This window comes from Betaproteobacteria bacterium (assembly GCA_016194905.1).
Lineage (GTDB): Bacteria > Pseudomonadota > Gammaproteobacteria > Burkholderiales > JACQAP01 > JACQAP01.
This window is the reverse complement of sequence record JACQAP010000028.1, coordinates 60,684-75,194: the sequence shown is the minus strand read 5'-3', so window position 1 is coordinate 75,194 and position 14,511 is coordinate 60,684. Positions and strand designations below refer to the sequence as shown.

Below are 14,511 nucleotides of genomic sequence, written 5' to 3'. Positions count from 1 at the left end.
GACGCCGGAAGCGCGCGTCTAGGAAGCCCGCTTGTCCGCCTCCTTCGATACCGCCTCCAGCGCCCGCAAACGGTTGGCGAGCCTCAGGTTCTCATCCTGCAGCGCCTTGTGCACGAAGGCCTCTTTCAGACTCGCCCTGAGCTGCTCGTCGCTCAGGGACTTGTTCAGCACCCTGTATACCGCGCCCTGGTTGATCGCCTGCGTCGCGGTGTGCACGTCCACTTCTCCGGACATCACGATGCGCACCGTCTCGGGATAGAGACTCTTTATCCTGCGCAGGAGTTCGACGCCCGGCATCCCCGGCATGCGTTGGTCCGCCATCACGACGCTGACTTCATTGGTCGCAAGCAGTTCGAGAGCGCGATCGGCATCCGCGGCAGTCAGAATCCGGAAGCCCTCGTGGCGCAGCAATTTCTCGAACAGCATCAGCATGGCAGGATCGTCGTCGACCACCAACAGGGTCGGTTCGCCCTCCCCACCCTGCTGCGCGCGGAGCAGCCGCCGCCGCGCCCGCACGAGAGCCATGCATTCTTCGGCAGGCAGCGGCTTCGAAAAGTGGAACCCCTGGATCTCGTCGCAGCCTGCGCGCGCAAGCAGCGCCAGTTGCGCCGCGTTCTCGACGCCTTCGGCGACGACTTTCAGACGCAGGCTGTGCGCCATCGAGATGATCGCGCGCGTGATCATGGCGTCGTCGGGATCCGTCACGATGTCCCGGACGAACGAGCGGTCTATCTTGAGCGCATCGAGCGGGAAACTCTTCAGGTAACCCAGGCTGGAATAGCCGGTTCCGAAGTCGTCCATGGACAGGCGGACGCCGAACTGCTGCAGGCCGCGCAGCATGCTGCCGGTCTGCTCGGCATTGCGCATCAGCACGCTTTCCGTGATTTCGAGTTCGATCAGGCGCGGGTTCACGTCGAATCCGGTGATGATCCGCATGAGGGATTCGCCGATGTCCTTCTGCTGTAACTGGTGTCCGGACAGGTTTACTGCAACCGGGACGACGGAAAGCGCCCTGTCCCCCATCCACCTGCCGATCTGCCGGCAAACCTCCCCGAGCACCCACTCCCCGACCGGTATGATCAGCCCGTTGTCCTCGAGAATCGGAATGAAGCGGACCGGCGAGACCATGCCCAGCTCGGGGTGCTGCCACCGCAGCAGCGCCTCGAGTCCGGTGATCTCGCCGCTGGCGATGTTCACCTTCGGCTGGTAGTACAACTGGAACTCGTTGCGCTCCAGCGCCCGGCGCAGGTGGTTTTCCATGGACATGCGCTCGAGCGCCCGGGCATTCATTTCCGATTTGAAGAACTGGTAAGCATTGCGTCCGAGTTCCTTTGCCCGGTACATCGCGATATCGGCATTCTTGATCAGCGTGTCGGGATCTTCGCTGTCGTCGGGAAACAGGGTGACGCCGGCGCTGGCGGTTACGAAAAGCTCGCGCCCCTCGACGTCGAAGGATTTATGCAGCACGTCCATCAGCTTCTGCGCGACCAGTCCGGCGTCGCTGGCATTGGCGAGATTGGAGAGGATCAGCGCGAACTCGTCGCCACCGAGCCGCCCCACGGTGTCGCCCGCGCGAACGGCGCTCTCCAGGCGGCGTGCAACCTGTTGCAAAAGGCGATCGCCGGCGGCGTGCCCGAGCGTATCGTTTACCCGCTTGAAGTGATCGACGTCGACGAAGACCACCGCCACTGCACGCCCTTCGCGGCGCGCGTGCAGGATGGTCTGCTGGAGGCGATCAAAAAACAGCGAACGATTCGGTAGCTCGGTCAGATTGTCGTAATGGGCCAGGAACTGCAGCTTCTCCTCGTCCAGCTTGCGCGATGTGACGTCTTCGGCAATTCCAGTGATCATTGTTACCTGGCCGCTTTCGTCCAGCACCGGGAACGAACGGTTGTGCAGCCAGCGCACATCGCCGTCCGGGCGCACGATGCGGAATTCCTGGTCGAGATTGCCGTTGATGGCGAGAGGGCGCGAGGCTTCGATGCGGGGTCGGTCCGACGGATGAATTGCATCCATCCATTCCGATGCATTCTGCAGCAGGGCGTCGCATCTGCGCCCGAAGATCTTCTCGTACGCGGGACTCACGTAAGTAAAGTTTTGCGGATCCGGATCGGCTGTCCAGAACACTTCGGGAACGTTTGCCGCAAGATGGCGGAATTTCTGTTCGCTGGCGTAGAGCGCGCGTTTTGCCGCTTCCCTTTCCGCTTCGAATTGCATGTTCGTCAGCGCGAATGAAATATTCGCCGCCATCTCCGTCAGCAGGGCAACCAGTTCGTCGGTGAAGAACCCGATTTCGTCGCCGTGCAGGTTCAGCACGCCTACACAATGTCCAGCGCGCCTCAAGGGGAATGTCGCAAGCGATCGCACGCCCGCGGCGCGTGCCTGTTCCGCCCACGGGGCGACCCTCGGTTCGGCCAGAAAATCGTTGACGATATAGTGCCGATTGTCGCGAACGGCCGAGCCCGCGAACCCTCTTCCCTCCGGAATATCGGGATTCACGGATACGCGCATGCGCTTGTACACCTCGCTTACCGGCCCGCGGATCGCAATCGGATGTATCCAGCCGGTCGCTTCCTCCACCAGGCCTATCCAGGCGAGGCAGAAATGTCCGTATTCCACGGCAACCCGACACACTTCGTCGAAAAGCATCTCGGGTTCGTGAATCCGGACAATCGCCCGATTGGTCTGGGAGAGCGCCGCATACATATCCTTGAGGCGCACGATTTCCTGCTCGGCTCGTCGTTGCTGCGTGATGTCCGATCCCACGCCGCGGTAGCCTTTGAAGACCCCGCAGCTGTCGAACCACGGTTCGCCGCTGGTGCGGATCCAGTGCACCGCCCCGTCCGGAGTGAACCTTCGATAGGTAAAGTCCCGGAAAGGCTGGCGAGCGCTGCAGGTTTTCTCGTGCGCGTCCCAGTCGGCGGAGGCTAGATCGATGCCCGGCACTTCGCGACGAGTGAGCCCGAGAGTGCTCATGTTCAGGTTGCTTTTTGCATCCGCTTCGGCCGAAAGGAAGGTGAAACGTTGCTGCTCGTCCTGCTCCCAATACCAGTCCGCTGACAGCTCGATCAGGCTGCGAAAGCGCGCCTCGCTGTCGCGCAACGAACCTATCGCCACCTCCCCCCGCCGTTGCGAGCGCACGATCAGCCAGTAAAGCCAGCCCAGTCCGCCGACCAGTGCGGCGAGCAACAGTGCAGCGCTCTTCCAGGCCATGCCGATGCCCGCATCGCGGTTTCGCCGCAGCGCCTCGATGCGCGCGTTCTGCTCGGCCCGCAGCGCGGTCATCATTCCGGCAATGCGGACATCCAGTTCATCGGCTCTTTGCTCCTGCTCTATCAGTCTGCGCGCCGTCCTTGCGCCAGCGGACTGACGCAACTCCATGGCCTTGCGCATCGCTGTCATGTCGGCCAACAGCGCCGTCCCCAGAGCGTCCGCAATGTCGGCGTTCGCTTGCCGCAATTGCGGCCTGTTCTTCTGCCAGTTTTCGACGATGCGTACGCCGGCGCGATCGAACCCGCCGATAAATTTGGTTTCGCCCGAGTACAGGAAAGCGACGTAAAAGGCTTCGGCCTCCGCACGGTTGACTCGCAAGTCGTCGAATTCGCGCAGCGTGCGATAGCCGTGCGCGATGCCGTCTTCCTGTTCCATCAGGTTGCGTACGACATTCACGGAGGCCGGTACAAGCAGGCCAGCCACGGCGATCGCCAGCACGAACCCCAGCAGCGCCAAACGTGAAATGCCACGCACAGCGAGTCCGCGCCCAAGGCACGGCGAAGGCTTTACAGTCGATGCCGCGCAAGGATGCCGCAATTGGATTTGAATGCGCCGTCCGGCCACGGAAGAATTGCTCCTCTCGAACCCGCCGACACGCAGGGGCGCGTCAGTCGTCAGTCAATTTCCACCCGGCGCTGCGAGTTTACCTTGCATTTGTATTCGCCAGCGTCACGGCCTAGATTGCCAACTCAGGTGACGTATTGCCGGGATAGGAGGTGGTAGTGCGGCGCAGCATGCCTGGAAGGGACTGGGTTGGCGAATAGGCGAGGAGTCACCAACATCCGGTGAATCGCTTTTGCCATACCGTGGGAATTCCGCTGGTCGCTGGCTCCAACCCGCTGTTTGCGGCGCTGTTTTTCCGGTCTGATTTCTGGCCGATACCCATCGCCCTATTCGTGACCGGCTGGATTTTCCAGTTCCGCGGCCCCTATGTGGATCGAAAACCGCCGGAGTTTTTCCGCGACCGGCGCTTCCTCTTCGTCGGGCTGCGTTGGTGGTCTGCCAAAATCAGGGGGAAGGCATGACTGAGGACACGGGGCTAGGGACTAGGGGCTAGGGGCTAGGGGCTAGGGGCTAGGGGCTAGGGGCTAGGGGCTAGGGGCTTTAAAGTCTAGATTCCTATGGCGGATTTTCATCCGCAGGCGAAATGCTATGCTCACGATGACTATTCAACTAGCGAGAGACCGGACGTGAAACACATCAATTGGGACAAGGTTCCCGCCGAAAGACTCAACGACAAGTTCGTTCGCAAGCTGGCCTGGGACGGGAAGATCATGATCGGGCAGACCCTGGTCGAGAAAGGCTATGTCGTGCCGTTGCATTCGCATGACAATCAGCAGGTGACATTCGTAGCCAGCGGCGTCTGGCGCTTCAAGCTCGAGGGCAGGACCGTGGAAGTCGGTCCGAACGAAATGATTTTCATACCGGCCAATGTTGCGCATACCGCCGAAGCGCTGGAGACACTGGTGGCCTACGACGTTTTCACGCCGCCGCGCGAAGACTGGATCAACGGAGACGATGCCTACCTGCGCGCGAAGTAAGCCGCGCAACAACAAAAAAGGCCGGGACAACCCCGGCCTTTTTGCCGCGCACGGTCACGCGGTCAATTCTGCGGCTTCCAGTTCTTGGTAAGTTCCTTCGCCTGAGCGATCTGCTCGGGCGTCATCTTCTTTTCGATCTTGCTGATCTCCTCTCTGGTATAGAGGGAATCGCGGTAGCTGCTCTTCGGATTGGCGGCCGACAGCGACAACCACATGTCAGCCGCCGGTAAATCCTTGGCCACGCCCTGTCCCGCCGCATACATGATCCCCGCGTAATACTGGGAACGCGCATCGCCCTGCTGCGCCGCCTTCAGGAACCATCTGGCGGCCTCGGCCTGGTCACGCTTCACGCCGAAACCGTTGTGATAAATGAGCCCGAGAAAATATTGCCCATCCACATTGCCTTGGTCCGCCAGCGCCTGAAACTCGGTGAGCGCCTTAGGGTAGTCCCCGGTTGTATAGGCTTCTATGCCTTCGTCCATACCCGCCCATGCAGCGAGCGGCAATAGAAAAGCAAAAACCGCGATAAAACGTTTCATTGGATATCCTCGGAACGATCAGACCGGGATTGTAACGCGCTTGCCGTGCGCCGCGCCGATATCGCGCACGCAGAAGGATGAGGCGCCGGGCCTGTCGTCCAATTTGTGGCCGCAACCATGAAGACCGCGGCTGAACCCCGACAGGGCTCTCAAGGTGGGAGGGAATTACTGACGGAACCCCTGATGCAACATCGGGTCCGTACACGTCAAGGCGGTCATAATCGCCTTACTATCGCCGTCACCAAGCGAATGAAACCCAGTCCCGGGCGCCAGGAAAAATTGTGGTCCTGAAAGTGCCTGCTGTAAAGCGCCGATTTGTAAGAGTCCATGACACCCCGAGTGACCGGGGGAATCGGCCATGTTTCAATTGCAGATGTCGAATCAGCGGCTGACCCTGTTGCGTCCGTCGGTCTTGGCGCGGTAAAGCGCCTTGTCGGCCGCTGCGAGCACCACCTCGGGCACATCCAGGCGGTCTCCTCTCTCCGCAACGCCAGTGCTGATGGTCACCGAAATCCATTTGTTTGCACCGCTAGCGGTAGGCATGGCCTTGCCCGACCTGGGACGGCGTGGGCGCCCGTTCTCGCGGAGCATCAGCTTGTAGCTTTCGATTTTTTTGCGCAGGGATTCGAGATGCTGCATGACGCTGATCGCGCGCCGTCCCGGGAAAACGATGGTGAATTCTTCCCCGCCATATCGGTACGCGGTGCCGCCGCCGCCCACCCGCTGCAGTTGCGCGGCCACCAGCTTCAGGACCTGATCGCCGACATCGTGGCCCCAGGTGTCATTAAATGCCTTGAAGTGATCGATATCCACCATTGCCAGCGTAAAACTGCGGTCGAGAGACCCCAGGCGCTCGTTCAACGCGCGACGCCCCGGCAAACCGGTCAATTCGTCATAAAACGCCATGCGATGAGAGTCCTGCACGACCGCAGCAGCCACGATCACTCCCGCGATCGTGCAAAACCAAAGGAACAAACCCGGCCACGGCAAACTGTTACAGGCCAGCGCGAAAGACGCGGCTGCGGCGGCGAACGCAGCGTCAATCACCGAACCACGCAATACCGCGCATGTTGCTGCAATGATCACGGCCGCAACCGTGCAGGCAATACCCCACTGGGGAATCTGAATGCCTGTGAGCGATGCGTGTTCGATGATCGGCTGGTACAGTACATCGGTGAATTCGCTCGCATCGGCGAGCACCATGGCGGCGACGGCACCGACTTCGATCAGTGGCAACGACAGCCGGCGCAACCCCGGCACGTTCAATGCCCCGCGCTCGCGCAGCAACGTAAAGATCGCGATGTTGAGCGGTACAAATACACAGATCGCCGCGTAGACGGTGCGCGACATGAGACCTGCATTCTCGCGTTCGAGAAAGAACACGAACGCGAAATAGGCAAGCGTGAAGGAGAGCAGGACAAAAAAGGCGCGACCACGCCTGAAGGCGAGACTGAGCAAGAGTCCGCTCGTCAGCACCAGGTAAGGTCCGTGAATTTTGAGCCCCGACAGATAGTCGGGAAGAGTTGCGTGTCCGGCCAGCAGCAGCGCAATTCCCCACAGGCCAAGCGGCACGGCGAAATTGCCGAGCACTTTGCCAACCGCGGTAGAGGGGGTGAAATCCTCGACCACGAATTCGTTATGACTTACCAGATCCACGGCGCCTCCACGTCGATTGCTGCGAGTCGTCTCGAACGCATCCGCCCTATCCTTCTCTTCTGAGGATGTACGCAACGCGAGCACCTGGGCGACGACACGCAATCATTTGCAAGAGACATACCAGATGGAAATTCGTTCATCGACGGGGCGTGAGGCGCGCAATCTGCGCGTCTTTGTTGGCGGCCGACGACAAATCCGTCAGCATCGAATGCCAAGCCGCCGAGCCACGGTGTGTTTGCCACTGTCGCCGCGCGACTACACGCGCGGCGAGAAATTCGTATTTTACGCGCCGGAAATGAACGCAAAAGTTGCGGAAACACTCGCGCTGGAAAACAAGCTGCGCATCGCGGTAGACGTTTCCACACTTCAGGCGATACGCGGCCTGGATGTGCGAATTTCAGTGGACGATTTCGGTACCGGATATTCCTCGCTGGCCTATGTCGCGAGTCTACCTATCCACGCGCTCATGATCGATCGCAGTTTCGTTGTGGGCATGACCCAGAACCAGGAGAGCCTCGCTATCGTCAGCTCTGCGATATCCCTAGCGCATACACTGAAGCTGACGGTTATAGCTGAAGGGGTGGAAACGGACGAGCAGGCGACACAGCTTGGGAAATTGACTCGAACAACCTGATAGTTCCTGTTCGCTTTCCGCCGGCATCTCCATGCTGCGACGCAGCGCCACCCGCCTATTCCGCAATCCGCGACCGCATCACACCGGCATCGCACTGTAGGCTTATTGCGATGCGGCACGACACAGTTCCTGCTTTTTAGTCCGCCGTCATGAGCATGTTTTAAGATTGCCAAGTCACATCAGATCGCGGCGTCTGCTCCGATATCGGCAGAAATTTCTGTCCTTTCGCCTAAAATTGTACGAGTAGCACCCGTCGCCGGCATCGCGAGCGGAAAGACCGCTAACATAAAGAACGAGCGCCGGCGGGTACTGTCATTCAAGCGTGAGAAATTCTTTCAAGTCCGCCTGAGATCGCTAACCCGGGAGACTCCCCGTCAGGGAACACACGTCGCCATGGAAAGAGAGCTCAAAATCCTGATGATGGAAGACGCAGCGGTTGACGCCGAACTCGTAATGCGCGAGTTGAAGCATTCGGGGATCGCATGCGTTTCCCGCCGGGTGGAGACCCGCGAGGATTTCATTCACGAACTTCGCGATTTCGCTCCGGATGTCGTTCTCTGTGACTTCACCCTGCCCGGATTCAGCGGCCTGGCTGCATTGGCGATCGCAAAGGAATTTTCCCCTGACACTCCCTGCATTCTCATCTCGGGCACCATCGGCGAGGAAACGGCAATCGAATCCCTGAAATGCGGGGCCACCGACTATATCCTCAAGACCAACCTGACCAGGCTGCCGTCCGCTGTGCAGCGCGCGATGCGCGAGCAGAAGGATCGCCTCGCCTACCGTGAGGCGGAACAGGCGCTCGCAGGAAGCGAAGAGAGGTTCCGTCTGCTCTGGGAGACCACAACCGACGCAGTCGTTCTACTGGACTCCGACAGCCGGATCCAATACGCGAATCCCGCGGTCAAGGAAATCTTCGGCTACGACGCCGCTGAACTGGCGGGACAGGACCTTGCCGTGATCCAGCCGGAACGCCTGCGGCAGGCGCACCGGCAAGGGTTCAAACGCTACCTTGCAACCCTCGTCAAGACGTTGAACTGGCGCGGCACCCAGGTGCCGGCACTGCACCGCGACGGTCATGAGTTCCTGGTGGAGCTCGCGTTCAGCCACATGACGATCGGCGGCAAGCCGGTGTTCGCTGCCTTCATCCGGGACGTGACCGAGCGCGAACGCGCGGCAGCGGAGTTGCGGGCGAGCGATGAGCGATTCCGCCAAATGGCGGAGAACATCAAGGAGGCCTTCTGGCTGACCGATCCCACCTACATGAAGGCGCTTTACGTCAGCCCGGCGCACGAAGAAATATGGGGGCGAAGCAAAGAGGATCTTTCCAACATGGTCGCGGAGTGGTTCGCTTTCATCCATCCGGAAGATCGCCCAAGAATGCTCGAAGTCATCGAGAGATCGGCACACCGCAGCGGGTATGTGGAGGAGTATCGCATCGTGCGGCCCGACGGCTCGGTCCGATGGATCAGCGACAAGGCGTTTCCGGTCTTCGACGACGAGGGGCGGATCGTCCGAATCGCGGGAATTTCGGACGACATCACCGAGCGCAAGCTGGCCGAGCATCGATTGCAGGAAAGCGAGGCCAAGTACCGGCAACTCATCGAGCAGGCTACGGACGGCATCGTAATCACAAATATTCACGGCAACTACATTCTCGTAAACACCACCGCTTGCGAACTTCTGGGTTATACCGAGAGCGAGCTGCTCGGCATGAACGGATGGCAGACCTATCTGGAGGAAGAACGGCAGATGTATGGCGAGCGGCTGGAACAGGTTCGCGCCGGGAAAGTTTTGCGGATCGAGCGCATGATGCGCCGGAAAGACGGCTCCGCCTTTCCCGCCGAGGTCAGTATCAAGATGCTCGACAACGGCATGATCCAGTTGATCATCCGCGACATCACCGATCGCCGCGCACAAGAACTAAAAATCTCCCGCTTGAGCCGGATCCATGCGGTATTGAGCGGCATCAACGCGGTGATCGTTCGCATCCGCGATCGCGGTGAACTGTTTCAGGAAGCGTGCCGAATCATTGTAGAGCATGGCCACTTCAGTCTGGGCTGGATTGCGGTGCTGGACCATGCGACCGGGAAGCTGATGGCTGTCGCCCAGGCGGGCCTGCCTGAGAATTCGGGTGCTGGCAGCGCCTTTTTTAATGGCGCGGTTGGACTCGTGCCGGCGGGTACCGCGGAAGTCGCGCTGCGGGAAAAACATTCAGCCACTGACAACGTCATAGAGGATGCGCCCGGGTTAATGGACGCTGAACATGAGCCGGACACATTGAAGGTCAGACGGGCCGCCATCGAGTTGGGCGCGAAATCGGTCATCGTGCTGCCGCTGGTCGTGGAGAGAGAGACGTTCGGCATCCTTACGCTGTACGCGTCGGAGCGAAACTTCTTCGACGACGAGGAAATAAAACTGCTGAACGAGCTGGCCGGGGACATTTCGTTCGGCCTGGAGTTCATCGCCAAGGAAGAGAAGGTCGATTATCTCGCCTACTACGATGCGTTGACCGGGCTGCCCAATCGCAGCTTGTTCTTCGACAGACTGACACACCAGCTCGGCTCAGCCGCGCGCGACGGCTCGAACGTGGCGCTGCTATTGATCGATTTGGACCGCTTCCGTCAAGTCAACGACACGCTGGGCAGACAATCCGGCGACGCGTTGCTGGCAGCGGTCGCCGAGAGGCTGAACAGCACGGTCCGGGACCGGGACTCGCTGGCCAGGGTCAGTTCCAATCGCTTCGCTCTGGCGATTTCCGGCATCTCGGATTCGCCGGATGTTGCTCATGCCCTGGAATCCCGCAACCGCGAATGGTTCGAGCGCCCATTCACCGTAAGCGGCGAGGAATTGCGCATCTCCGCCACGGCGGGGATCGCGATGTTCCCGGACGATGGGGAGAATGCCGAAGCGCTGTTCGCGAACGCCGAGGCGGCGCTCCGTCTTGCCAAGGCCCAGAGCGCGCCTTTCCTGTTCTACGGACCCGAAATGAACGCCCGAGTAGCGGAATCCCTCAGGCTCGAGACCCGATTGCGGCGCGCCATCGCCAATCAGGAACTCGTGCTCTGGTACCAGCCCAAGATCGACCTCAAGACGGGGAAAATCACCGGAATGGAAGCCCTGATGCGGTGGCGGGATCCGGAATCCGGTTTGGTTCCGCCCGGGAAATTCATTCCGATCATGGAACAGACCGGGATGATTCTGGACGCGGGGAACTGGGCTCTGTCCCAGGTTGCCGTGGAATGCAGGCTATGGACAAACCACGGGCTGAAGCCGCCTCGCGTCGCGGTGAACGTGTCTCCGATTCAATTGCGGCAGAAGGATTTCGTCGCAAAGGTAAAGGGGGCGGCGGACGAAACGCAGGCCGCCGGCGGAGCACTGGACCTGGAGATCACGGAAAGCGTGATCATGGAAAATGTCGATGCCATCATCCCGAAACTGCAAACGATCCGCGGCCTCGGCGTGGAGACTTACATCGATGATTTCGGCACCGGTTATTCCTCCCTCGCCTACATCGCCAGGCTTCCGATCCATTCCCTGAAAATCGACCGCAGCTTTATTGTCGGCATGACGCAGAACGAGGAAAGCCTGAACATCGTCAACTCGGTGATCTCGCTCGCCCATACGCTGAAACTGCGGGTCGTCGCCGAAGGCGTGGAAACCGAAGCCCAGTCCGCGCTGTTGCGCCATTTGGAGTGCGATGAAATGCAGGGCTTTCTTTTCAGTCCCCCGGTGCCCCCGGAGGAAGTGCCGGCGCTTCTAAGAAGGCTCGCGTAGCGAAATACTGCGTGTTGTCAGTACGCAGTACCGGATATTCTTTTCCCCTAAATCCCAAGTATCTTCTCGGGCTGCGGTGGACTACAAGCTGATCGTGAACTGTTCCGTCCGCTCAGACCTGGTCGCGCCACGCCTGGTCTGCATTCTCGAACAGTCGATTGGCTTCCTCCGGTCCCCAACTGCCGGCGGGATACGCATGAACGAAGTCCCGCTCCTGTGCCCAGAACTTCAGGATCGGGTCCACTACCCGCCATGCCCATTCCACTTCATCGAAGCGGATGAAGTTGGTGGCATCACCGCGAATGATGTCGGAGAGCAGTGCTTCGTAGGCGTCCGGCTGGGGATCGTGATCCTGCCGATAGCCGGCATTCATCTGGATTACACGGGTATGCATGCCCAGCCCCGGCTGCTTGGCATGAATTTCCAGGTGCATGCTTTCGTTGGGCTGCAGACTGAGGAGTATCCAGTTCGGCGTCATGTTTTCCAGCGGGGTCTCGCGGAATAACTGCTGTGGCGGGTCGCGGAAACGCAGGGCGATCATCGACATCTGTTTCGCCAGTCGTTTGCCGGTGCGCAGATAGAATGGCACACCGCGCCAGCGCCAGTTGTCGATGAAGAATTTGGCGGCGATGTAGGTTTCGGTAGTCGAATCCTTGCCGACACCGGCTTCGCCGTGATAGCCGGGTACCTGCCCGCCCTCCACGGTACCGTGACCATATTGAGCACGCACGGCGTGTGCATGGACCGCGTCCCGGGAAATCGGGCGGATGGAGCGCAGCACTTTCACTTTTTCGTCGCGCAGCGTGTCGGCCTCCAACGCGGCCGGCGGTTCCATCGCCACCAGCGTGAACAGCTGCATCAGATGGTTCTGCAGCATGTCGCGCATGGCACCCGCCTTGTCGTAGTAGTCGGCGCGAGTCTCGATGCCGGCCTGCTCGCCGACCGTGATCTGCACATGGTCCACGAAATTGCGGTTCCACAGCGGCTCGATCATCAGATTGGCGAAACGGAATACCAGCAGGTTTTGCACGCTCTCCTTGGCCAGGTAATGGTCGATGCGGTAGATCTGCTGCTCGTCAAAGTGCCGGTGCAACAGCTGATTGAGCCGCTGCGCACTCTCGATATCCTCGCCAAAGGGTTTCTCCACGACAATGCGGTGCAGGCCGCGCGGGCGATTCAAGCCGGTGGCCGCCAGATTGTCGACGATGGCGCCGAAGTCCTCGGGTTTGACGGCCAGATAGAACACGATGTTCGAGCACACCCCGGTCTTCGGTTTGCCCAGTTCTTCCAGCAGACGCGGGTAGGCTTGCACCTCCTGCAGGTCACCGCGAACGTAGCTGAAGCGCGAAGCGAACCGGGCAAAGCACTCGGGTGTGAACTGCGCCCCGAGCTTTTGTCGCAGCGCCTGCTCCATGTGTGCTGCCCATGCGGCGTCATTCCATTCCCGCCTTGCGAAAGCGACAAAGTTGGTGACATCGGGCAGCCGCTTTGCCAATTCCAGCCGGTACAGCGCCGGCAGGAGCTTGGTTGCCGCCAGATGGCCGGTGGCGCCGAAGATGACGAAACTGCACGGATATAACGCGTCTGCCTGGTTCACGTTTTTACCTGGTCTGGAAATGTGGGGGGGCGTATCGCAGCCATTTATACACGTTCGGCCGCAGGTACGATTGACTCACGCCGCCCGCGGCACCAAACTTCGCGAAACCAACCGCATCAGCAAGGAGATGTTCATGCGTTACGCGCCATGCTTTGTCGCCGGCCTCCTGACGATTCTTTCCGCCGGCGGTTTCGCGGCCGACATCAGAACCGATCTCGACCGGCTGGCCGACCAGCTCGAACCCAAAGTGATCGAATGGCGGCATGACATCCACCAGAATCCCGAACTCGGCAACCGCGAATTCCGCACTTCGGGCATCGTTGCCGGACATCTCAGGGCGCTTGGATTCGAAGTCCAGACCGGCGTGGCGCACACCGGCATCGTGGCACTGCTGAAGGGTGGCAAGCCTGGTCCGGTCGTCGCGCTGCGTGCGGACATGGATGCGCTGCCGGTGACCGAGGAAGTCGATCTGCCCTTTGCGTCGAAAGTGAAAACCACCTGGGCCGGCAAGGACACCGGTGTCATGCATGCCTGCGGCCATGACACGCATGTCGCCATTCTGATGGGCGTCGCCGAGGCGCTGTCGAAGGTCAGGGATCAGCTGCCCGGCACGGTCAAATTCCTGTTTCAGCCCGCCGAGGAAAGCCCCCCGCCCGGCGAGGACGGCGGCGCCGCGCTGATGGTGAAACAGGGCGCGATGGAAAATCCGCATCCCGACGTCGTCTTCGGTCTGCACATCACGTCCGCAGCCGAAACCGGCATCATCGGTTATCGCGCGGGACCCTTCATGGCGGCGATGGACATCCTGCGCATTACCGTGCACGGACGCACCACCCACGGCTCCGCGCCCTGGACCGGAGTGGATCCGATCGTGGCCGCCTCACAGATCGTGCTCGGACTGCAGACCATCGTCAGCCGCCAGATCAACGTCACGCAGGAGCCGGCCGTCATTACCATCGGCGGCATCGACGGCGGCAACCGTTTCAACATCATTCCGGACAAGGTGGAAATGGTCGGCACGATCCGCACCTTCGACGAGAAGATGCGCGACGACATCCACAAGCGCGTGAAGCTGACCGTCGAGAGCATTGCAGCCGCTTCCGGTGCAACCGCCACGGTGACGATAGAGAAACCTTACGATGTGACCATCAACGATCAGGCACTGACCGAGCGCATGCTGCCGACGCTGCAGCGCGTTGCCGGTGAGTCGAACGTGAAGTTGCGCCCGAAGGTAACCGGCTCCGAAGACTTTTCGTTTTTCGCGCAACAGTCCCCCGGACTGTTCATCTTCCTCGGCGGATCGCCGAAGGGCACCGACATGAGCAAGGTTGCCTACAACCATTCGTCGCGGTTTTTTGTCGAGGACTCGGCAATGAAGCTCGGCGTGCGCGCGCTGCTCAACCTGACTGACTGGTGACTGGTGACTGGTGACTGGTGACTGGTGACTGGTGACTGGTGACTGGTGACTGGTGACTGGTGACTGGTGACTGGTGA

Annotated in this window: 8 protein-coding genes and 1 pseudogene; 5 read left to right on the top strand and 4 right to left on the bottom strand. The window is 60.3% G+C overall.

The annotated features are described in order from the left end of the window. Positions 1–18: 18 nt before the first annotated feature. Entirely contained in the window at positions 19–3,747 is a 3,729-nt protein-coding gene (locus HY067_18725; protein ID MBI3529986.1) for an EAL domain-containing protein, read from the bottom strand. 260 nt (positions 3,748–4,007) lie between these two features. Between HY067_18725 and HY067_18720 the strand changes: the two are divergent. Together HY067_18720 and HY067_18715 are read left to right on the top strand one after the other, a co-directional pair. After that, a pseudogene (locus tag HY067_18720) lies at positions 4,008–4,298 on the top strand (DUF962 domain-containing protein). A gap of 165 nt (positions 4,299–4,463) precedes the next feature. Then, positions 4,464–4,814, top strand: coding sequence for a cupin domain-containing protein (locus HY067_18715; GenBank protein MBI3529985.1), 351 nt, complete (start codon positions 4,464–4,466; stop codon positions 4,812–4,814). Positions 4,815–4,876: 62 nt separating this feature from the next. Here HY067_18715 and HY067_18710 read toward each other — a convergent pair whose 3' ends face one another. Continuing rightward, a complete protein-coding gene (locus HY067_18710; protein ID MBI3529984.1) occupies positions 4,877–5,353 on the bottom strand; it encodes a sel1 repeat family protein in 477 nt (158 codons plus the stop codon). Positions 5,354–5,734: 381 nt separating this feature from the next. Further along, the gene (locus HY067_18705; protein ID MBI3529983.1) at positions 5,735–7,009 is read right to left on the bottom strand and encodes a GGDEF domain-containing protein; all 1,275 of its coding nucleotides are present in this window, start codon (positions 7,007–7,009) and stop codon (positions 5,735–5,737) included. Positions 7,010–7,133: 124 nt separating this feature from the next. Here HY067_18705 and HY067_18700 point away from each other — a divergent pair, with 124 nt between their 5' ends. After that, positions 7,134–7,643: an EAL domain-containing protein gene (locus tag HY067_18700; protein ID MBI3529982.1), complete on the top strand. Its 510-nt coding sequence runs from the start codon at positions 7,134–7,136 to the stop codon at positions 7,641–7,643. Between the two features lie 393 nt (positions 7,644–8,036). Next, positions 8,037–11,420: a PAS domain S-box protein gene (locus tag HY067_18695; GenBank protein ID MBI3529981.1), complete on the top strand. Its 3,384-nt coding sequence runs from the start codon at positions 8,037–8,039 to the stop codon at positions 11,418–11,420. 112 nt (positions 11,421–11,532) lie between these two features. On the opposite strand, the gene HY067_18690 is transcribed toward HY067_18695, so the two are convergent. Continuing rightward, complete coding sequence (locus tag HY067_18690) at positions 11,533–13,017, bottom strand: glucose-6-phosphate dehydrogenase (GenBank protein MBI3529980.1); 1,485 nt, start codon at positions 13,015–13,017, stop codon at positions 11,533–11,535. A gap of 127 nt (positions 13,018–13,144) precedes the next feature. Between HY067_18690 and HY067_18685 the strand changes: the two genes are divergently transcribed. Continuing rightward, positions 13,145–14,434, top strand: coding sequence for an amidohydrolase (locus tag HY067_18685; protein ID MBI3529979.1), 1,290 nt, complete (start codon positions 13,145–13,147; stop codon positions 14,432–14,434). Positions 14,435–14,511: the final 77 nt, after the last annotated feature.